At 68.8% G+C, this 17,730-nt stretch carries 23 protein-coding genes; 2 read left to right on the forward strand and 21 right to left on the reverse strand.

Features of this window, described 5'->3' with window-relative positions; translation table 11 throughout:
- On the forward strand, window positions 1–979 hold a 979-nt coding region (locus IF23_RS0113870), incomplete at its 5' end, for an esterase/lipase family protein (RefSeq protein WP_342667922.1).
- A gap of 73 nt (window positions 980–1,052) precedes the next feature.
- On the opposite strand, the gene glmM is transcribed toward IF23_RS0113870, so the two are convergent.
- From glmM to IF23_RS0113890, 4 genes are all read right to left on the reverse strand, one after another.
- Complete coding sequence (glmM, locus tag IF23_RS0113875) at window positions 1,053–2,426, reverse strand: phosphoglucosamine mutase (RefSeq protein ID WP_030283418.1); 1,374 nt, start codon at window positions 2,424–2,426, stop codon at window positions 1,053–1,055.
- A gap of 161 nt (window positions 2,427–2,587) precedes the next feature.
- Complete coding sequence (rpsI, locus tag IF23_RS0113880) at window positions 2,588–3,100, reverse strand: 30S ribosomal protein S9 (RefSeq protein ID WP_030283420.1); 513 nt, start codon at window positions 3,098–3,100, stop codon at window positions 2,588–2,590.
- Between the two features lie 41 nt (window positions 3,101–3,141).
- Window positions 3,142–3,585 carry a 50S ribosomal protein L13 gene (gene rplM / locus IF23_RS0113885; RefSeq protein WP_030283422.1) on the reverse strand — a complete coding sequence of 148 codons (444 nt, stop codon included), beginning with the start codon at window positions 3,583–3,585 and terminating at the stop codon, window positions 3,142–3,144.
- Between the two features lie 368 nt (window positions 3,586–3,953).
- Window positions 3,954–5,582: an ABC-F family ATP-binding cassette domain-containing protein gene (locus IF23_RS0113890; RefSeq protein ID WP_030283424.1), complete on the reverse strand. Its 1,629-nt coding sequence runs from the start codon at window positions 5,580–5,582 to the stop codon at window positions 3,954–3,956.
- 97 nt (window positions 5,583–5,679) lie between these two features.
- Between IF23_RS0113890 and IF23_RS0113895 the strand changes: the two genes are divergently transcribed.
- The gene (locus IF23_RS0113895) at window positions 5,680–6,519 is read left to right on the forward strand and encodes a hypothetical protein (RefSeq protein WP_037678170.1); all 840 of its coding nucleotides are present in this window, start codon (window positions 5,680–5,682) and stop codon (window positions 6,517–6,519) included.
- Between the two features lie 146 nt (window positions 6,520–6,665).
- Here IF23_RS0113895 and truA read toward each other — a convergent pair whose 3' ends face one another.
- The 17 genes from truA to rpsH form a co-directional block, all read right to left on the reverse strand.
- Window positions 6,666–7,517, reverse strand: coding sequence for a tRNA pseudouridine(38-40) synthase TruA (gene truA, locus IF23_RS0113900; RefSeq protein ID WP_030283429.1), 852 nt, complete (start codon window positions 7,515–7,517; stop codon window positions 6,666–6,668).
- A gap of 80 nt (window positions 7,518–7,597) precedes the next feature.
- Window positions 7,598–8,080, reverse strand: coding sequence for a 50S ribosomal protein L17 (rplQ, locus tag IF23_RS0113905; RefSeq protein ID WP_030283430.1), 483 nt, complete (start codon window positions 8,078–8,080; stop codon window positions 7,598–7,600).
- Between the two features lie 220 nt (window positions 8,081–8,300).
- Window positions 8,301–9,323 carry a DNA-directed RNA polymerase subunit alpha gene (locus tag IF23_RS0113910; protein WP_030283432.1) on the reverse strand — a complete coding sequence of 341 codons (1,023 nt, stop codon included), beginning with the start codon at window positions 9,321–9,323 and terminating at the stop codon, window positions 8,301–8,303.
- Between the two features lie 110 nt (window positions 9,324–9,433).
- Window positions 9,434–10,060: a 30S ribosomal protein S4 gene (rpsD, locus tag IF23_RS0113915; RefSeq protein ID WP_030283434.1), complete on the reverse strand. Its 627-nt coding sequence runs from the start codon at window positions 10,058–10,060 to the stop codon at window positions 9,434–9,436.
- Between the two features lie 27 nt (window positions 10,061–10,087).
- Complete coding sequence (gene rpsK / locus IF23_RS0113920; RefSeq protein WP_004571845.1) at window positions 10,088–10,492, reverse strand: 30S ribosomal protein S11; 405 nt, start codon at window positions 10,490–10,492, stop codon at window positions 10,088–10,090.
- 93 nt (window positions 10,493–10,585) lie between these two features.
- Window positions 10,586–10,966 carry a 30S ribosomal protein S13 gene (rpsM, locus tag IF23_RS0113925; protein ID WP_030283435.1) on the reverse strand — a complete coding sequence of 127 codons (381 nt, stop codon included), beginning with the start codon at window positions 10,964–10,966 and terminating at the stop codon, window positions 10,586–10,588.
- Window positions 10,967–11,159: 193 nt separating this feature from the next.
- Window positions 11,160–11,273, reverse strand: coding sequence for a 50S ribosomal protein L36 (gene rpmJ / locus IF23_RS0113930; protein WP_003956441.1), 114 nt, complete (start codon window positions 11,271–11,273; stop codon window positions 11,160–11,162).
- Between the two features lie 59 nt (window positions 11,274–11,332).
- Complete coding sequence (gene infA, locus IF23_RS0113935; protein WP_003956442.1) at window positions 11,333–11,554, reverse strand: translation initiation factor IF-1; 222 nt, start codon at window positions 11,552–11,554, stop codon at window positions 11,333–11,335.
- A 236-nt stretch (window positions 11,555–11,790) separates the two neighbouring features.
- The gene (gene map / locus IF23_RS0113940) at window positions 11,791–12,633 is read right to left on the reverse strand and encodes a type I methionyl aminopeptidase (protein ID WP_030283436.1); all 843 of its coding nucleotides are present in this window, start codon (window positions 12,631–12,633) and stop codon (window positions 11,791–11,793) included.
- A gap of 147 nt (window positions 12,634–12,780) precedes the next feature.
- Window positions 12,781–13,434, reverse strand: coding sequence for an adenylate kinase (locus tag IF23_RS0113945; protein ID WP_030283437.1), 654 nt, complete (start codon window positions 13,432–13,434; stop codon window positions 12,781–12,783).
- Entirely contained in the window at window positions 13,434–14,747 is a 1,314-nt protein-coding gene (gene secY, locus IF23_RS0113950) for a preprotein translocase subunit SecY (protein ID WP_030283438.1), read from the reverse strand. The genes IF23_RS0113945 and secY overlap by 1 nt, the downstream gene beginning before the upstream one ends.
- A gap of 230 nt (window positions 14,748–14,977) precedes the next feature.
- Window positions 14,978–15,433 (reverse strand): 50S ribosomal protein L15, encoded by a 456-nt coding sequence (gene rplO, locus IF23_RS0113955; protein WP_030283439.1) that lies wholly within the window; start codon window positions 15,431–15,433, stop codon window positions 14,978–14,980.
- A gap of 1 nt (window position 15,434) precedes the next feature.
- Complete coding sequence (gene rpmD / locus IF23_RS0113960) at window positions 15,435–15,614, reverse strand: 50S ribosomal protein L30 (RefSeq protein WP_030283440.1); 180 nt, start codon at window positions 15,612–15,614, stop codon at window positions 15,435–15,437.
- Complete coding sequence (rpsE, locus tag IF23_RS0113965) at window positions 15,614–16,216, reverse strand: 30S ribosomal protein S5 (RefSeq protein ID WP_006604888.1); 603 nt, start codon at window positions 16,214–16,216, stop codon at window positions 15,614–15,616. The genes rpmD and rpsE overlap by 1 nt, the downstream gene beginning before the upstream one ends.
- A gap of 46 nt (window positions 16,217–16,262) precedes the next feature.
- Window positions 16,263–16,646 carry a 50S ribosomal protein L18 gene (rplR, locus tag IF23_RS0113970; RefSeq protein WP_030283441.1) on the reverse strand — a complete coding sequence of 128 codons (384 nt, stop codon included), beginning with the start codon at window positions 16,644–16,646 and terminating at the stop codon, window positions 16,263–16,265.
- Between the two features lie 3 nt (window positions 16,647–16,649).
- A complete protein-coding gene (rplF, locus tag IF23_RS0113975) occupies window positions 16,650–17,189 on the reverse strand; it encodes a 50S ribosomal protein L6 (protein WP_030283443.1) in 540 nt (179 codons plus the stop codon).
- 22 nt (window positions 17,190–17,211) lie between these two features.
- Window positions 17,212–17,610 carry a 30S ribosomal protein S8 gene (gene rpsH / locus IF23_RS0113980; protein ID WP_004571835.1) on the reverse strand — a complete coding sequence of 133 codons (399 nt, stop codon included), beginning with the start codon at window positions 17,608–17,610 and terminating at the stop codon, window positions 17,212–17,214.
- Between the last annotated feature and the right edge of the window lie 120 nt (window positions 17,611–17,730).

The raw sequence follows: 17,730 nt of genomic DNA on the forward strand, positions 1-17,730 counted from the left end.
CCACCGGACCCCCCGCCGCCCGCTGCGCCGACGCGTCGCCGCCGCCCTCGCGTTCTGCCTCACCGCGGCCGGACTCGCCCTCGCCACGCCCGCCCGGGCCACCCCCGCCCCGGCCCCGAAAGCCCCCGCGAAGGCCGCCGCCCTGCCCATCGGCGACCTGCGCACCGCCGTCCACCACTTCCTCTTCAGCCCGGACACCGTCGAAGGCGCCAACGACTGGAACTGCAGGCCGAGCGCCGCCCACCCCTACCCGGTCGTCCTCGCCCACGGCACCCTCGCCGACGCCGGCGCCAACTGGGTCGCCCTCGCCCCCACCCTCGCCAACGAGGGCTACTGCGTCTACGCGCTCAACTACGGCATGAACGCCCTGTCGGCGGGCCGGGTCGGCGGCCTCACCGACATCGGCGACTCGGCACGGCAGCTCGCCGCCTTCGTCGACAAGGTCCTCGCCGCCACCGGCGCACCCAAGGCCGACATCGTCGGCCACTCCCAGGGCGGCATGATGCCGCACTACTACCTCAAGCGGCTGGGCGGCGCCGCGAAGGTCCACACCCTCGTCGGCCTCGCCCCCAGCAACCACGGCACCACCCTCGACGGCCTCCTCACCCTCGGCCGGCAGATGAACGCCCTCGGCTTCGTCAACAACCTCCTCGACACCACCGGCCTCACCGGCCTCAAGCAGCAGGAGGCCGACTCCGCCTTCCAGAAGGAGCTGTGGCAGGACGGCGACACCGTGCCCGGCGTCCGCTACGTCGTGATCGCCACCCGAAAGGACACCGTCGTCACCCCGTACACCAACGGCTTCCTGCACGGCCCCGACGTCACGAACCTCACGCTCCAGGACCAGTGCCCCGACGACGAGGTCGGCCACGCCGGTCTCTTCCTCGACGGCCCCACCCTCCAGAACGTCGTCAACGTCCTCGGCCCGAACGACCCGCACTTCACCCCGGAGTGCCGCGACTACGGCCCGTCCCTCTGACCGCCCCCGAAAAACACCCGTGCCCCCGGCCGCAGTGAGCGACCGGGGGCACAGCCATGCATACGGGGGCGGGCTAGCCCAGCGCCGACTTCACCGCGTCGGCCAGCCGCTCCGCGACCGCCCGCGCCTGCTCGATGTCGGCCGCCTCGACCATCACCCGCACCAGCGGCTCCGTACCGGACGGCCGCAGCAGCACCCGCCCGGTCGCGCCCAGCTCCTGCTCGGCCTCGGCCACCGCCGCGGTCAGCGCCGGGGAGGTGGCGACCTTCGACTTGTCGACGTCGGGGACGTTGATCAGCACCTGCGGCAGCCGCTCCATCACGGCGGCCAGCTCGCCCAGGCTCCGGCCCGTCGCGGCGACCCGCGCGGCCAGCATCAGACCGGTGAGCGTGCCGTCGCCGGTGGTCGCATGGTCCAGCACGATGACGTGCCCGGACTGCTCGCCGCCCAGCGCGAAGCCCTGGCCCTTCATCTCCTCCAGGACGTACCGGTCGCCGACCGCGGTCGCCACCATGTCGATCCCGGCCCGCTCCATCGCCAGCTTGAAGCCCAGGTTGGACATGACGGTGGCGACAACGGTGTTCTTCCGCAGCGTCCCCGCCTCCCGCATCCCGAGCGCGAGGACGGCGAGGATCTGGTCGCCGTCGATCTCGTTGCCCGCGCGGTCCACGGCCAGGCAGCGGTCCGCGTCGCCGTCGTGCGCCACCCCCAGGTCGGCGCCGTGCTCGACGACCGCGGCACGCAGCAGCCCCAGATGGGTCGAGCCGCAGCCGTCGTTGATGTTGAGACCGTCCGGGTCCGCGCCGATGGTGACGACGTCCGCACCGGCACGCGCGAACGCCTCCGGCGAGACCCGCGCCGCCGCACCGTGCGCCCCGTCGATGACGATCTTCAGCCCGTCGAGACGGTTGGGCAGCACCCCGACGAGGTGCGCGACGTAGTTGTCGAAGCCCTCGTCGTAGACGGTCACCCGGCCCACCCCGGCGCCGGTCGGCCGCTCCCACGGCTCACCGGAGGCATGCGCCCGGTACGTCCGCTCGATGCGGTCCTCCAGCTCGTCGGCGAGCTTGTGGCCGCCGCGGGCGAAGAACTTGATGCCGTTGTCGGGCATCGGGTTGTGGCTCGCGGAGAGCATCACGCCGAGGTCCGCGCCGAGCGACCCGGTCAGATACGCCACCGCCGGGGTCGGCAGCACGCCCACCCGCAGCACGTCCACCCCGGCGCTCGCCAGCCCGGCGACGACCGCCGCCTCCAGGAACTCACCCGAGGCCCGCGGATCCCGCCCGACGACGGCCACCGGCCGCCGCCCCTCCAGGGCGCGGCCGTGCCCCGACTCCTCCTCTGCGAGTACGTGCGCCGCAGCGACCGACAGACCGAGCGCCAGCTCCGCCGTCAGATCCGCATTGGCGACACCGCGCACCCCGTCCGTTCCGAAGAGTCGTCCCACTGGTGTCCTCCGCATAGATGAGCTTGAACCAGGCATTGCGTCCAGGTATACGCCCCCCGGACGCCTGCATAACGCACCGGTCCCGGATAGCCGAACGCCCCGGCTGCACGGAAAGTGCCACCGGGGCGTACGGGAAAGAGCTGCGAGCGCAGCGCGCGCGATTAGCGCTTGCTGTACTGCGGCGCCTTGCGGGCCTTCTTGAGACCGGCCTTCTTGCGCTCGACCGCACGGTCGTCACGCTTGAGGAACCCGGCCTTCTTCAGGGTGCCGCGGTTGTTCTCGACGTCCGCCTCGTTCAGCGCACGGGCGACGCCCAGACGCAGCGCACCGGCCTGGCCGGAGATGCCGCCGCCGGAGATGCGGGCGACCACGTCGTAGCGGTTGTCGAGCTCGAGCACCTTGAAGGGCTCGTTGACTTCCTGCTGGTGCACCTTGTTGGGGAAGTAGCCCTCAAGGGTGCGACCGTTGATCTTCCACTGACCGGTGCCCGGAACGATCCGGACGCGGGCGATGGCGTTCTTGCGACGGCCCAGGCCGGCGGCCGGCTGCGGGTCGCCGAAGCGGGAGGCGAGGGACTCGGAGGTGTACTCACCCTCCACGACCTCGGTCTCGGTGGTGTATTCCTCGACGACGTCCTCGTTCTCGATGACGTTCTCGGGAGTGGTCTCGGCCACGATGCTCCTCAGATTCTTTTCGTCTTAGGGGGTGGCCGGACTTACTGCGCGACCTGGGTGATCTCGAACGGGACCGGCTGCTGAGCAGCGTGCGGGTGCTCGGCGCCCGCGTAGACCTTCAGCTTCGAGAGCATCTGACGGCCGAGGGTGTTCTTGGGGAGCATGCCCTTGATGGCCTTCTCGACGGCCTTCTCGGGGTTCTTGTCGAGCAGCTCGTCGTACCGGACGGAGCGCAGACCACCGGGGAAACCGGAGTGGCGGTAGGCCAGCTTCTGGCTGCGCTTGTTGCCGGACAGGTGCACCTTGTCGGCGTTGACGATGATGACGAAGTCACCGGTGTCAACGTGCGGCGCGTACACCGGCTTGTGCTTGCCCCTCAGAAGGGACGCGGCCTGAGAGGCCAGACGGCCCAGGACAACGTCCTGCGCGTCAATGACGTGCCACTGGCGCTGGACATCGCCGGGCTTGGGGCTGAACGTACGCACGGTCGTAGCCTTCGCTTCTTCAGTGATGGGGTCACCCATGCCTCCCGGAGGAGACTCAGGAGACGGGGTCCTGTACTGGCACCTCGGTCGATCGGACCGGCACTGCGGCGCTACGGGTGACGCAACCCGATCGTCCGCCGCCGGTTCATCGGCCCGGTGGCCGGCGTAAGGGCCCCTCACGTGAGATAGAGCAAGCCAATACGCATAACGAACTGGCAGAATACCGGCCCGCACCCGGCCGGGTCAAAACGCGGCTCGAACCGGTGGACGACTCCGGGAGCCCCGGACCGGCCACCCCACGGCCCCCGGCCGGGCCCCGCACGGGCCGCGGCCCCGCGCCCGACCGGCCCCGTACCGACCGGCCGTCCTCACCGCTCCCGGGCCACCCGGCCCTCGTCCCACACCGGCTCCGCCGACTCCCGGACCACCCCGTCCGCCCCGAAGACCAGGAAGCGGTCGAAGGCGCGGGCGAACCAGCGGTCGTGCGTCACCGCCAGCACCGTCCCGCTGTACGCCTCCAGCCCCTCCTGCAACGCCTCGGCGCTCTCCAGGTCGAGGTTGTCGGTCGGCTCGTCCAGCAGCAGCGCCGTCGCGCCCGCCAGCTCCAGCAGCAGGATCTGCAGCCGCGCCTGCTGCCCGCCCGACAGCCGCTCGAACCGCTGCTCCGCCTGACGCTCCAGCTCGTACCGGCGCAGCGCGCTCATCGCGGCGCCGCGGTCCTTGGCGTGCTCCGTCCAGAGGATGTCGAGCAGGGTGCGGCCGGTCAGCTCCGGGTGGGCGTGGGTCTGCGCGAAGTACCCGGGCACCACCCGGGCGCCCAGCTTCACCTGCCCGGTGTGCGCGACCGGGCGCTCCGCGTCCTGGGCCAGCAGCCGCAGGAAGTGCGACTTGCCGGAGCCGTTCGAGCCCAGCACCGCGACCCGCTCGCCGTAGAAGACCTCCAGCGAGAACGGCTTCATCAGCCCGGTCAGCTCCACGTCCGTGCAGGTCACGGCGCGGACGCCGGTACGGCCGCCGCGCAGCCGCATGGTGATCTCCTGCTCCCGCGGCGGCTCCGGCGGAGGACCTGCCTCCTCGAACTTCCGCAGCCGGGTCTGCGCCGCGTGGTAGCGCGAGGCCATGTCGTGGCTGTTCTCCGCCGCCTGCCGCAGATTCCGCACCAGCTTCTTCAGCTGCTCGTGCTTCTCGTCCCAGCGCCGCCGCAGCTCCTCGAAGCGGGCGAAGCGCTCCTTGCGCGCCGCGTGGTACGTCGCGAAGCCGCCGCCGTGCACCCACACGTCCGACCCGGCGGGCCCCGGCTCCACGCTGACGATCTTGTCGGCGGCGCGCGCCAGCAGCTCCCGGTCGTGGCTGACGAAGAGCACCGTCTTCTTCGTCTGCCGCAGCTGCTCCTCCAGCCACCGCTTGCCCGGCACGTCCAGGTAGTTGTCCGGCTCGTCCAGCAGCAGCACCTCGTCGGTGCCGCGCAGCAGCGACTCCAGCACCAGCCGCTTCTGCTCACCGCCGGAGAGCGTCCGCACCAGCCGCCACTGCGCCTTCTCGTACGGCATCCCCAGCGCGGCGGTGGTGCACATGTCCCAGACCGTCTCGGCCTCGTAGCCGCGCGCCTCCGCCCAGTCGCTGAGCGCCTGCGCGTACGCCATCTGCGCGGCCTCGTCGTCGACCGTCATCACGGCCTCCTCGGCCGCGTCCACCGCCCGTGCGGCCGTCCGCAGCCGCGGCGACGCCACGGAGACCAGCAGGTCACGCACGGTGCGCTCGTCCCGTACCGACCCCACGAACTGCGGCATCACGCCGAGGCCGCCACCGACCGTGACCGCGCCACCGTGCGGCGTCAGCTCCCCGGCGAGCAGCCGCAGCAGCGTCGTCTTGCCCGCGCCGTTGGCCCCCACCAGCGCCACGGACGCACCCTCGCCGACCCGGAACGAGACGTCCCCGAGCAGCACCCTCCCGTCCGGCAGGTAGTACTCCAGATGCCCGGCCTCCACATGTCCCATGGACCGGATTGTCGCCGCCCGGCCCCGCATTCCCCAACCCGATTACGGTCCGGGAGCCGTGACCGCGCGCACACCCCGGGTCGTTAGGATGCGCGGCATGAGCTTTGGGCATGGGGGGCCGTTCGACGGCCCAGGGGGGTCCGGGTCCACCCCGGACTGGGAGGCACTCGCCGAGCGGAGCGAGGCGGGCGCCCGGCGCAAGCGCTGGCTGATGATCGGCGGCGGGGCGCTGGCCGCCCTCGCCGTGGCGGGCATCGTCGCGACCGCGATGGTCCTCACCGGCGGCTCCGACAACAAGCCGCCCAAGGACGTCACCGCCTCCGGCTCCGGCGCCCCCGAACCGCATCCGTCCTTCTCCGACGTCTCGGTCCCCCCGCCGCCCAACCCGCGGGACTACATCACCGACCGGACGAAGGACCGCGCCCCGCTGACCACCGCCGCCCTCTTCCCCGACAAGGCGATGGTCATCGGCGAGCACACCTACCCGCGCACCGCGCAGTCCGCGTCGAAGGACTGCACCGCCGGTACGCAGGGCGCGCTCGGCTCGCTGCTCAAGCACAGCGGCTGCCAGACGCTGCTGCGCGCCACCTACGCCAAGGACGGCGTCGCGGTCACCATCGGCATCGCCGCGCTGGAGTCCGCCGACGCCGCCGAAGGCGTCAAGGCGAAGGCCAAGGGCAACCTCGCCCCGCTCGCCGGCGGCCACGTCGGCGAGGCGTTCTGCCGCGGCACCGCCTGCCGGATGACCGCCAACGCCACCGGCCGCTACGCGTACTTCACCATCGCCGGATACCTCGACGGCACCCGCGTCACCCAGAAGTCCGCCCCGGCCCTCCAGATCGGCCGCGACGGCGAGTCCTACGCCTTCGCCCGGATCATCCAGCGCGGCAAGGACCAGGCCGCACAGGCCGCCCGGGAACAGCAACAGCAGAGCTGACGCGGCACGGGCCGGACGCCTCCGCGCCCCGGCCCCGCCGCGGGCCGAACCCGGAGCACCGGTCGGCTCGCGCCCCGCCGCAGGTCAGGCCCCGGACACCGACCCGCTCACGCCCCGGCGCCCCGCAGGGCCCCGGCCCCCACCGCTCAGCAGCACCCGGCGCCCGGCAGCGTCCGCCGGTTCCGGGCCTCCAGGTTCCGCGCCATCAGCCGGTCGTCGGCCGGGTAGCCGACCTCCTCCAGCGTCAGCCCGTGCGGCCGCACCACATGCACCGCCGAGTCCCGCACGCCCGCGGCCAGCACCTTGCCCGGCCAGTCGACCGGCCGGTGCCCGTCGCCGACGAACAGCAGCGCGCCGACCAGCGACCGCACCATGTTGTGGCAGAACGCGTCCGCCCGCACCGTCGCCGTGACGATCCCGTCCGCGTCCCGCACCCAGCTCAGCTCCTGGAGCGTCCGGATCGTCGTCGCCCCCTCCCGCCGCTTGCAGTACGCCGCGAAGTCGTGCTCCCCCAGCAGCGCCCGCGACGCCGCGTTCATCGCGTCCACGTCGAGCGCCCAGTCGTGCCACAGCACATGGCCGCGGAGCAGCGGGTCCACTCCCCCGGGGTGATCGGTGACCCGGTACGCGTACCGCCGCCAGATCGCCGAGAACCGCGCGTTGAAGCCGTACGGCGCCTCGGCGGCGCGCCACACCCGGACGTCCTTCGGCAGCCGCCCCGCCAGCCGCCGCAGCAGCCGCTCCCCGTGCTCGGCCCACAGCTCCGCGGGCAGATCCACATGCGCCACCTGCCCGCGCGCATGCACCCCGGCGTCCGTCCGCCCGGCCACGGTCAGCTCGTACGTCTCGCCGGAACGGGTCACCGTCCGCAGCGCCGCCTCCAACTCGCCCTGGACGGTGCGCCGTTCGCGCTGCTTCGCCCAGCCGGAGAACTCCGCCCCGTCGTACGAAAGATCCAGCCGCACCCGGACGCGCCCGGGCTCCACCTCATCGCTCACCCGTCGATCCTCTCAGAGCACGGCAAACGGAACGGGCCCGCTCCCCGAAGGGAACGGACCCGTCCGCGGACTCAGCGGCCTCAGGCGTCCTTGGACTCCTCGGCCGGCGCCTCGGTCGCCTCGGCGGCGTCCTTCTTCAGCGCGTCTTCCTTGACCGCACGCTTGGTGGCGGCCTCGGCCTCACCGGTGGCCTCCTGGGCCACGGTCAGCGCCTCCACCAGCTCGATGACGGCCATGGGGGCGTTGTCGCCACGGCGCGCACCGATCTTGGTGATGCGGGTGTAACCACCCGGGCGGTTCTCGAACCGCGGGGCGATCTCGGTGAACAGCGTGTGCACGACACCCTTGTCCGAGATCAACTGCATGACCTGACGACGGTTGTGCAGGTCACCCTTCTTCGCCTTGGTCACGAGACGCTCGGCGTACGGACGCAGACGGCGGGCCTTGGCCTCGGTCGTCGTGATGCGGCCGTGCTCGAAGAGCGCGGTGGCCAGGTTGCGCAGCATGAGACGCTCGTGCGCCGCGCTACCGCCCAGACGGGCACCCTTGGTGGGCTTCGGCATGGTGTTTCTCCTAGGTGTCTGCCCCGGCCGTATCAGGTACCGAGGTCAGTATCCGAGCAGACGGACGTCTGTCGGAGACCCCGCGCCCCTCGCAAAGAGGGGCGCGGGGAACTGCGCGACCGGCCACAGCCGACCCGCAGCAAGAACGGAACCGCAGGTCCCGAGCGGCTCAGTACTGCTCGGTCTCGACGTTGCGATCCTCTGGGTCGCCCCAGCCAAATCAGTACTGCTCGGTCTCCACGAACCCCGCGTCCGCGTCGTCCTCCGCGCCGAAGGCGTCGGCGGCGGCGGTCGGGTCGAACCCGGGGGGCGAGTCCTTCAGCGCGAGGCCCATGCCCGCGAGCTTGGCCTTGACCTCGTCGATCGACTTCGCACCGAAGTTGCGGATGTCGAGCAGGTCCGCCTCGGAGCGGGCCACCAGCTCGCCCACCGAGTGGATGCCCTCACGCTTGAGGCAGTTGTACGACCGAACGGTGAGCTCCAGCTCCTCGATCGGCAGCGCCAGGTCGGCGGCGAGCGCGGCGTCCGTCGGGGACGGGCCCATGTCGATGCCCTCGGCGTCGATGTTCAGCTCGCGGGCGAGACCGAACAGCTCGACCAGGGTCTTACCGGCCGACGCCATGGCGTCGCGCGGGCGCATGGCCTGCTTGGTCTCGACGTCGACGATCAGCTTGTCGAAGTCGGTGCGCTGCTCGACACGGGTCGCCTCGACCTTGTAGGTGACCTTGAGGACCGGCGAGTAGATCGAGTCGACCGGGATCCGGCCGATCTCCTGGCCGACCTGCTTGTTCTGCACCGCGGAGACGTAGCCGCGACCGCGCTCGACGGTCAGCTCCATCTCCAGCTTGCCCTTGGCGTTCAGGGTCGCCAGGACCAGGTCCGGGTTGTGGACCTCGACACCGGCCGGGGGCGCGATGTCGGCGGCGGTGACCAGACCGGGGCCCTGCTTGCGCAGGTACATCACGACCGGCTCGTCGTGCTCCGAGGAGACGACCAGCTGCTTGATGTTGAGGATGAGGTCGGTGACGTCCTCCTTGACGCCCGGCACGGTGGTGAACTCGTGCAGGACACCGTCGATACGGATCGACGTGACCGCCGCACCCGGGATCGAGGAGAGGAGCGTACGGCGGAGGGAGTTACCGAGGGTGTAACCGAAGCCCGGCTCCAGGGGCTCGATCACGAACCGGGAGCGGTACTCGTCGACGACCTCTTCGGTCAGCGACGGACGCTGAGCGATAAGCATGTGTGTTCCTTCAGTCGTGGGCGCCCGCTATTTGACGCCCTCTGCTGACAAGGGTACGGGCGGCACGCGGTTCCGTAGAACCTGTGCCGCCCGAGCCTTGTTCGCCCTACTTACTTGGAGTAGAGCTCAACGATCAGCTGCTCCTGCACCTGGGTGTCGATCACCTGGCGCTCGGGCAGGCTGTGCACGAGGATCCGGAGGTTCGACGGGATCGCCTCCAGCCACGCCGGAACGGTCTTCTCGCCACCCTCGGCCTTGGCCACCTCGAAGGGGGTCAGGCTGCGGGAGCCCTCGCGGACCTCGATGATGTCGTTCACGGCGACGCGGGCCGACGGGATGTCGGTCTTGCGGCCGTTCACGTTGATGTGTCCGTGACGCACCAGCTGACGGGCGTGGTCGCGGGACTTGGCGAAGCCGGCCCGGTAGACCACGTTGTCGAGGCGGGTCTCAAGGATGCGCAGAAGGTTCTCACCGGTCTTGCCGGTCTTCTGGTTCGCTTCCTTGTAGTAGTTCACGAACTGCTTCTCAAGGACACCGTAGATACGGCTGCACTTCTGCTTCTCACGAAGCTGGAGCAGGTACTCGCTGTCCTTGGTGCGCCCGCGACCGTGCTCACCCGGGGGGTAAGGACGGATCTCGATCGGGCACTTCGCGCTCTCGCACTTGCTCCCCTTGAGGAAGAGCTTCTGCTTCTCCCGACGGCAACGCTTGCAGTCGGCCCCGGTGTAACGCGCCATTGTCTAGTTGTCTCCTACTTCAGTGGGTCAGACGCGGCGGCGCTTGGGAGGGCGGCAGCCGTTGTGCGGAGTCGGGGTGACGTCCTGGATCGAACCCACCTCGAGGCCGGTGGCCTGAAGGGAGCGGATCGCGGTCTCACGGCCGGAGCCGGGACCCTTGACGAACACGTCGACCTTGCGCATGCCGTGCTCCTGCGCGCGACGGGCGGCCGACTCGGCAGCCATCTGCGCGGCGAACGGAGTCGACTTACGCGAACCCTTGAAGCCCACGTGACCGGCCGAGGCCCAGGAAATCACGTTGCCGGTCGGGTCGGTGATCGAAACGATCGTGTTGTTGAACGTGCTCTTGATGTGAGCGTGCCCGTGGGCGACGTTCTTCTTCTCCTTGCGGCGCACCTTCTTGGCGCCGGCCGTACGGCCCTTCGGAGGCATGAAATTCTCCTAATGGAGGTGGTCGGTCCTACAGCGAAGACCGCTGACTTCTGCGGTCCGGAAAGACGGAACCGCAGTGCGTCCTGCTGAGGACTACTTCTTGCCCGGCTTCTTCTTGCCGGCGATCGCGCGACGCGGGCCCTTGCGGGTACGGGCGTTCGTGCTGGTGCGCTGACCGTGGACCGGAAGGCCACGACGGTGACGCAGACCCTGGTAGCAGCCGATCTCGACCTTGCGGCGGATGTCGGCCTGGATCTCGCGACGGAGGTCACCCTCGGTCTTGAGGTTGTTGTCCACGTACTCGCGGATCTTGACCAGGTCCTCCTCGCCCAGGTCGCGAACCCGCGTGTTGGGGTCCACGCCGGTGGCGGCGAGGGTCTGCTGCGACAGCGTGCGCCCGATGCCGAAGACATAGGTGAGGGCGACCTCGACGCGCTTTTCGCGCGGGAGATCAACGCCTGCGAGGCGTGCCATTGATGTGGCTCCTGATGGCTATTCGGAGGTCTTCCGCAGCACCGTTCCCGTAAGACTCAGCTGAATTACGAGCCGGGCCCCGGCCTCCGAGCCGGGGGTTTCGTCCCACGCGAAAGACGCGGGGGTCGGGTGTCTGCGTATGTACGAATTACGTGCGTCGCGCGAACTGCGAAATGCAGGTGGTCGGCGTGCGTCAGCCCTGGCGCTGCTTGTGGCGCAGGTTGTCGCAGATGACCATGACCCGACCGTGGCGGCGGATCACCTTGCACTTGTCGCAGATCTTCTTGACGCTCGGCTTGACCTTCATGGGTGTGAGGTTCTCCGGGTCAGTGCCGTCACCCCGACGGAGCGGGGCTTCGACAAGATCTACTTGTAGCGGTAGACGATCCGGCCACGCGTCAGGTCGTACGGAGAGAGCTCCACCACGACCCGGTCATCGGGGAGGATACGGATGTAGTGCATCCGCATCTTGCCGCTGATGTGCGCGAGGACCTTGTGACCGTTCTGGAGCTCCACCTTGAACATCGCGTTCGGCAGAGACTCGATCACGGTGCCCTCGATCTCGATGGCACCTTGCTTCTTGGCCACGCTTCGCCTTTCGAATCGGCTACCTTGATCAACTCTCGAAGTGTCCGCGCGGCATGTCAAAAATGACGCCTACCTTGAAGGCAGGCACACGGATGCACGAGAGCCGACGCGTCAGTCTACGTCAGTGCCCCCGAAAAGACGAATCCACGATTATTGCCCACCCGGGGAGATCCTTACGCCATCGCCCCGCGGACCGTCGCACTTCCTTCGCACGAAACCCGGGCCGAGCCCCGCGGTCAGGCCCCCGCGAGCGGGTCCGGCGCCGCCGTGACCCCCAGCTCGGCCAGCTTCGCCTTGCCACCGTCGACCGCGGTCAGCACCAGCGGACCCTCCTCGGTCAGCGCCACCGAGTGCTCCCAGTGCGAGGACCAGCCGCCGTCGTTCGTCTTGACCGTCCACTCGTCGTCCAGGACGTGCGTCTTGTGCGTGCCGAGGTTGACCATCGGCTCGATCGCGATGCAGAACCCGGGCACCAGCTTCGGACCGCGGCCACGCTTGCGGTCGACGTAGTTCAGCAGATGCGGGTCCATGTGCATCTGCGAGCCGATGCCGTGGCCGCCGTACTCCTCGACGATGCCGTACTTCCCGCAGGACGGGCGCGGCTGGCGGCGGATGTAGCCCTCGATCGCCTTGGAGATGTCGATCAGCCGGTTGCCCTTGGCGACCGCGGCGATCCCGGCCCACATGGACTCCTCGGTCACCCGGCTCAGCTCGACCAGCTCCGCGGAGTGACCGGAGCCGACGAACGCGGTGTACGCGGCGTCGCCGTGCCAGCCCTCGATGATCGCGCCGCAGTCGATGGAGATGAGGTCGCCGTCCTGCAGCACCGTCTCGTCGTCCGGGATGCCGTGGACGACGACGTCATTCACCGACGTGCAGATCGTCGCGGGGAAACCGCCGTACCCGAGGAAGTTCGACTTCGCGCCGTGCTCCGCCAGGACCTTGCGGGCCACCTCGTCCAGATCGCGGGTGGTCGCCCCCGGCACCGCCGCCTCGCGGGTCGCGGCATGGATGGCGGCGACCACCAGCCCCGCCTCGCGCATCTTGGCGATCTGCTGAGGGGTCTTGATCTCCACCATGGCGGGTAACGCCTTCCTGAACCGACTGTGCCGACAACCGCGTCATTCGCACGGCCGACCGCCGCGCGGGCGCGCCCGCCCCTCCATACGATACGGCCGCGGCGCCCTGGGCAGGGCACCGCGGCCGTATCGAAGCGTACGCGGAGGTTACTCGCCGCGTCCGAGCGCGGACATCGCCCGCTGCGTGACCTCTTCGACCTTGCCGAGGGCGGGAATCGTCACGACGAGTTCCTGCGCCTTGTAGTAGTCGATGATCGGCTCGGTCTCCGAGTGGTAGACCTCCAGGCGCTTACGCACCGTGTCCTCGTGGTCGTCGTCGCGCTGGTACAGCTCGCCGCCGCAGACGTCGCAGACGCCCTCGGTCTTCGGCTTGCTGTACTCGGCGTGGAAGACGTGCGCGGAGTTCTTCCGGCAGATCCGGCGGCCGGCGATCCGCTTGACGACCTCGTCCTCGGGGACCTCCAGGTCGAGCACCGCGTCCAGCGAGATGCCCTTGCCTTTGAGGTAGGTGTCGAGCGCCTCGGCCTGGCCGAGATTGCGCGGGAACCCGTCCAGCAGGAAGCCCCCGGCCGCGTCGGCCTGCTCCATGCGGTCCTCGGCCATCCGGATGGTGACCGAGTCCGGGACGAGGTTGCCGGCGTCCATGTAGGACTTGGCCTCGACGCCGAGGGGCGTGCCCTGGCTGATGTTGGCGCGGAACAGGTCACCCGTGGAGATGTGCGGGATCTCAAGGTTCCGGGCGAGGTACGCGGCCTGCGTACCCTTACCGGCTCCCGGGGGTCCGACGAGGACGATTCGCATCAGCGGAGGAACCCTTCGTAGTTGCGCTGCTGAAGCTGGCTCTCGATCTGCTTCACGGTCTCCAGACCCACACCCACGATGATCAGGATGCTCGTCCCGCCGAACGGGAAGTTCTGGTTCGCGTTGAACAGCACCAACGCCACTGTTGGTACGAGTGCGATCAGCCCCAGGTACAGCGAGCCCGGCCACGTGATCCGGTTGAGCACGTAGCTGAGGTACTCGGCCGTCGGGCGACCAGCCCGGATACCCGGGATGAAGCCACCATACTTCTTCATGTTGTCGGCAACTTCTTCGGGGTTGAAGGAGATCGCCACGTAGAAGAAGGCGAAGAACACGATCAACAAGAAGTACGTAACGATGTAAACCGGGTGGTTTCCCTTGGTGAAGTTCGTGGAAATCCACCGGGCCCACTCCGCGTCCGAGCCGCTGAACTGCGCGATCAGGGCCGGAATGTAGAGCAGGGACGACGCGAAGATGACGGGAATCACACCCGCCTGATTCACCTTGAGCGGGATGTACGTGGACGTACCGCCGTAAGAACGGCGCCCGATCATGCGCTTCGCGTACTGCACCGGAATCCGGCGCTGCGCCTGCTCGACGAAGACCACCAGGGCCACCATCGCGAGGCCGACGGCGATCACCGCGAAGAACTCGACCCAGCCGTCGGCGAGCTTGCCGGTGGTCTTGATCTGCCAGAGGGCGCCCGGGAAACCGGCGGCGATCGAGATGAACATCAGGATCGACATGCCGTTGCCGATGCCGCGGTCGGTGACCAGCTCACCGAGCCACATGACCACCGCGGTACCGGCGGTCATCGTGATGACCATGGTGATGGTGGTGAAGATCGAGTCGCTCGGCACGATCTCGCTGGCGACCGGGCAGCCGTTGAAGAGGGCGCCGCTGCGGGCGGTGGCCACCAGGCCGGTGCCCTGCAGGATCGCCAGCGCGACGGTCAGATAGCGGGTGTACTGGGTGATCTTCGCCTGGCCGGTCTGGCCCTCCTTCTTGAGGGCTTCCAACCGGGGAATGACGACGGTCAGCAGCTGGAGGATGATGCTCGCCGTGATGTACGGCATGATCCCCAGCGCGAAGATCGTGATCTGCAGCAGCGCACCACCGCTGAACATGTTCACCAGGGCGAACAATCCGCTGTTGCCGCCGGCCTGCTTCATGCAGGTCTCGACGTTCGCGTAGTTCACCCCGGGGATCGGGACATGGGCACCGATCCGGTAGAGCACGACGATGCCCAACGTGAACAGCAGCTTTTTGCGCAGGTCGGGCGTCTTGAACGCTCGGGCGAACGCGGTGAGCACGGTGCCTCCTGCGCCCCCCGCCGGACGGGCGAGAGGTGACGGTCTTGAGGATCGACGAATAAAAGCGGCCTGAAACGCCGCACAGCCGGGGCCGTGCGGCGGGGGTCCGGTGCTTCCCCCGTTAAAAAGTTGCACCGGCAGGCCACCTTACCGGCGACCGTACCCCCGTGGAACGACCAACCGGGGATGCCCCAAACGATGGGCATCCCCGGTCAGTTGAACCAACGAACTCAGAGGAGTTCGGTGACGGTGCCGCCGGCAGCGGCAATCTTCTCCTTGGCGGAGCCGGAGACGGAGTCCACCGTCACCTGCAGCGCCACGGAGATCTCGCCCTGGCCCAGGACCTTGACGAGCTCGTTCTTGCGCACCGCGCCCTTGGCGACCAGATCGGCCACCGTGACCTCGCCACCCTGCGGGTAGAGCGCGGCCAGCTTCTCCAGGTTCACGACCTGGAACTGCTTGTGGGCGGGGTTCTTGAAGCCCTTCAGCTTCGGGAGGCGCATGTGGAGGGGCATCTGCCCACCCTCGAAGCGCTCCGGAACCTGGTAACGGGCCTTGGTGCCCTTGGTACCACGACCAGCGGTCTTACCCTTGGACGCCTCACCACGACCCACACGGGTCTTGGCGGTCTTGGCGCCCGGGGCAGGACGGAGGTTGTGGACCTTCAGCGGGTTCTGCTCCGCCATGTCAGTCGACCTCCTCAACCGTCACGAGGTGACGGACGGTGTGCACCATGCCGACGACCTCGGGGCGGGCCTCCCGGACGACGCTGTCGTTCAGCCGCTTGAGGCCGAGCGTGCGCAGCGTGTCGCGGTGGTTCTGCTTGCTACCGATGTAGGACTTGGTCTGGGTGATCTTGATGCGCATTACGCAGTCACCCCGGCACGCGCACGCAGCAGGGCTGCGGGAGCAACGTCCTCCAGCGGCAGGCCACGACGGGCCGCGATCTCCTCGGGGCGCTGAAGGCCCTGAAGCGCGGTCACCGTGGCGTGCACGATGTTGATCGGGTTCGACGAACCGAGCGACTTGCTCAGGACGTCGTGGATGCCCGCGCACTCCAGAACGGCGCGCACCGGGCCACCGGCGATCACACCGGTACCGGGGGAAGCCGGCTTGAGCAGGACGACGCCCGCAGCCTTCTCGCCCTGGATGGGGTGCGGGATGGTGCCCTGGATACGGGGGACCTTGAAGAAGTTCTTCTTGGCCTCTTCCACGCCCTTGGCGATGGCAGCCGGAACTTCCTTGGCCTTGCCGTAACCGACACCTACGGTGCCGTCACCGTCGCCCACCACGACCAGCGCGGTGAAGCTGAAACGACGACCACCCTTGACAACCTTGGCGACACGGTTGATCGCGACAACGCGCTCAACGTATGCGGTCTTCTCGGCGGCAGCGCCACCGTCGCGACCCTTCCGGTCCCGCCGCTCGCCGCCACCGGCACCGCTGCCGCGGCGCTGGGGTCCAGCCATTGGATTTACCTCTCTCTGTTACGTCCGCTAGCTCCGGAACCGGGGCTTAGAACTTCAGCCCGGCTTCGCGGGCGGCGTCCGCCAGAGCGGCAATGCGCCCGGCGTACTGGTTGCCACCGCGGTCGAACACGACGGCCTCGACGCCGGCGGCCTTGGCGCGCTCGGCGACCAGGGAACCGACCTGCTTGGCCTGGTCGCCCTTGCTGCCCTCGCCGCCACGGATCGACGCGTCCAGGTGCGACGCCGACGCGAGCGTGTGGCCCGCGATGTCGTCGATGACCTGGGCGGTGATACCGCGGTTGGAGCGCGTCACGACCAGACGCGGACGCTCCGGCGTACCCGAAATCCGCTTACGGATGCGGATGTGGCGCCGCTTGAGGGCGGCACCCTTGCGGGCGTTACCCTTCGCGATCTTCACACCGTATGCCATGGCTTACTTACCAGCCTTTCCGACCTTGCGGCGGATGACCTCGCCGGCGTACTTGACGCCCTTGGCCTTGTACGGGTCAGGCTTGCGCAGCTTGCGGATGTTCGCCGCAACCTCGCCGACCTTCTGCTTGTCGATGCCCTCGACGCTGAGCTTCGTCGGGGACTCGACCTTGAAGGAGATACCTTCGGGCGCCTCGACGAGGATCGGGTGGCTGTAGCCCAGGGAGAACTCCAGGTTGGAGCCCTTGGCCTGGACGCGGTAGCCGACACCGCTGATTTCGAGCGCCTTGCTGTAGCCCGCGGTCACGCCGGTGATCATGTTCGCCACCAGCGTGCGGGACAGGCCGTGAAGGGCCTTGTTCTGACGCTCGTCGTTCGGGCGGGAGACGTTGATGACGCCGTCCTCACCCTTGGCGACCTCGATGGGCGCGGCGACGGTGTGCGAAAGGGAGCCCTTGGGACCCTTCACGTTGACCGTGCGGCCATCGATGGTGACGTCCACACCAGCGGGAACCTGGATGGGCAGCTTGCCAATACGCGACATTAGCTTTTCCTCCGTTCCCTGATTACCAGACGTAGGCGAGGACTTCCCCACCCACGCCCTTCTTGCTGGCCTGCTGGCCGGTCAGGAGACCGTGGGACGTGGAGATGATCGCCACGCCCAGGCCGCCGAGGACCTTCGGCAGGTTGGTGGACTTTGCGTAGACACGCAGGCCCGGCTTCGAAATGCGCTTGATGCCGGCGATCGAACGCTCGCGGTTCGGGCCGAACTTCAGCTCGAGGATGAGGTTCTTGCCGACCTCGGCGTCCTCGACCTTCCAGCCGGTGATGTAACCCTCCTGCTGGAGGATCTCCGCGATGTGCGACTTGATCTTGCTGTGCGGCATCACGACGGTGTCGTGGTACGCCGAGTTCGCGTTACGCAGACGGGTCAGCATGTCTGCGATGGGATCAGTCATGGTCATGAATTGGCCTTCGGCCTCTCTCGCCGGGGTTTCCTATATGTGCCATCCCTCTCCCCGATCCGAGTCGGGACGGGTGCGGCACGGGGACCTACGGCGTAGTAAGCGACGTTATGCGGGCAT

Origin of the sequence: Streptomyces catenulae, from assembly GCF_000718015.1 — a bacterium.
Classification (GTDB): Bacteria; Actinomycetota; Actinomycetes; order Streptomycetales; family Streptomycetaceae; genus Streptomyces; species Streptomyces catenulae.

Coding starts and splice junctions, on each gene's coding strand:
- IF23_RS0113890 (WP_030283424.1), bottom strand. CDS start 5,582: ATGGGACATGTGGAGGCCGGGCATCTGGAGTACTACCTGCCGGACGGG.
- IF23_RS0113895 (WP_037678170.1), top strand. CDS start 5,680: ATGAGCTTTGGGCATGGGGGGCCGTTCGACGGCCCAGGGGGGTCCGGG.
- rplQ (WP_030283430.1), bottom strand. CDS start 8,080: ATGCCGAAGCCCACCAAGGGTGCCCGTCTGGGCGGTAGCGCGGCGCAC.
- IF23_RS0113910 (WP_030283432.1), bottom strand. CDS start 9,323: ATGCTTATCGCTCAGCGTCCGTCGCTGACCGAAGAGGTCGTCGACGAG.
- rpsD (WP_030283434.1), bottom strand. CDS start 10,060: ATGGCGCGTTACACCGGGGCCGACTGCAAGCGTTGCCGTCGGGAGAAG.
- rpsK (WP_004571845.1), bottom strand. CDS start 10,492: ATGCCTCCGAAGGGCCGTACGGCCGGCGCCAAGAAGGTGCGCCGCAAG.
- rpsM (WP_030283435.1), bottom strand. CDS start 10,966: ATGGCACGCCTCGCAGGCGTTGATCTCCCGCGCGAAAAGCGCGTCGAG.
- rpmJ (WP_003956441.1), bottom strand. CDS start 11,273: ATGAAGGTCAAGCCGAGCGTCAAGAAGATCTGCGACAAGTGCAAGGTG.
- map (WP_030283436.1), bottom strand. CDS start 12,633: ATGGTGGAGATCAAGACCCCTCAGCAGATCGCCAAGATGCGCGAGGCG.
- IF23_RS0113945 (WP_030283437.1), bottom strand. CDS start 13,434: ATGCGAATCGTCCTCGTCGGACCCCCGGGAGCCGGTAAGGGTACGCAG.
- rplO (WP_030283439.1), bottom strand. CDS start 15,433: ATGGCGGAGCAGAACCCGCTGAAGGTCCACAACCTCCGTCCTGCCCCG.
- rpmD (WP_030283440.1), bottom strand. CDS start 15,614: ATGCGCATCAAGATCACCCAGACCAAGTCCTACATCGGTAGCAAGCAG.
- rpsE (WP_006604888.1), bottom strand. CDS start 16,216: ATGGCTGGACCCCAGCGCCGCGGCAGCGGTGCCGGTGGCGGCGAGCGG.
- rplR (WP_030283441.1), bottom strand. CDS start 16,646: ATGGCATACGGTGTGAAGATCGCGAAGGGTAACGCCCGCAAGGGTGCC.
- rplF (WP_030283443.1), bottom strand. CDS start 17,189: ATGTCGCGTATTGGCAAGCTGCCCATCCAGGTTCCCGCTGGTGTGGAC.
- rpsH (WP_004571835.1), bottom strand. CDS start 17,610: ATGACCATGACTGATCCCATCGCAGACATGCTGACCCGTCTGCGTAAC.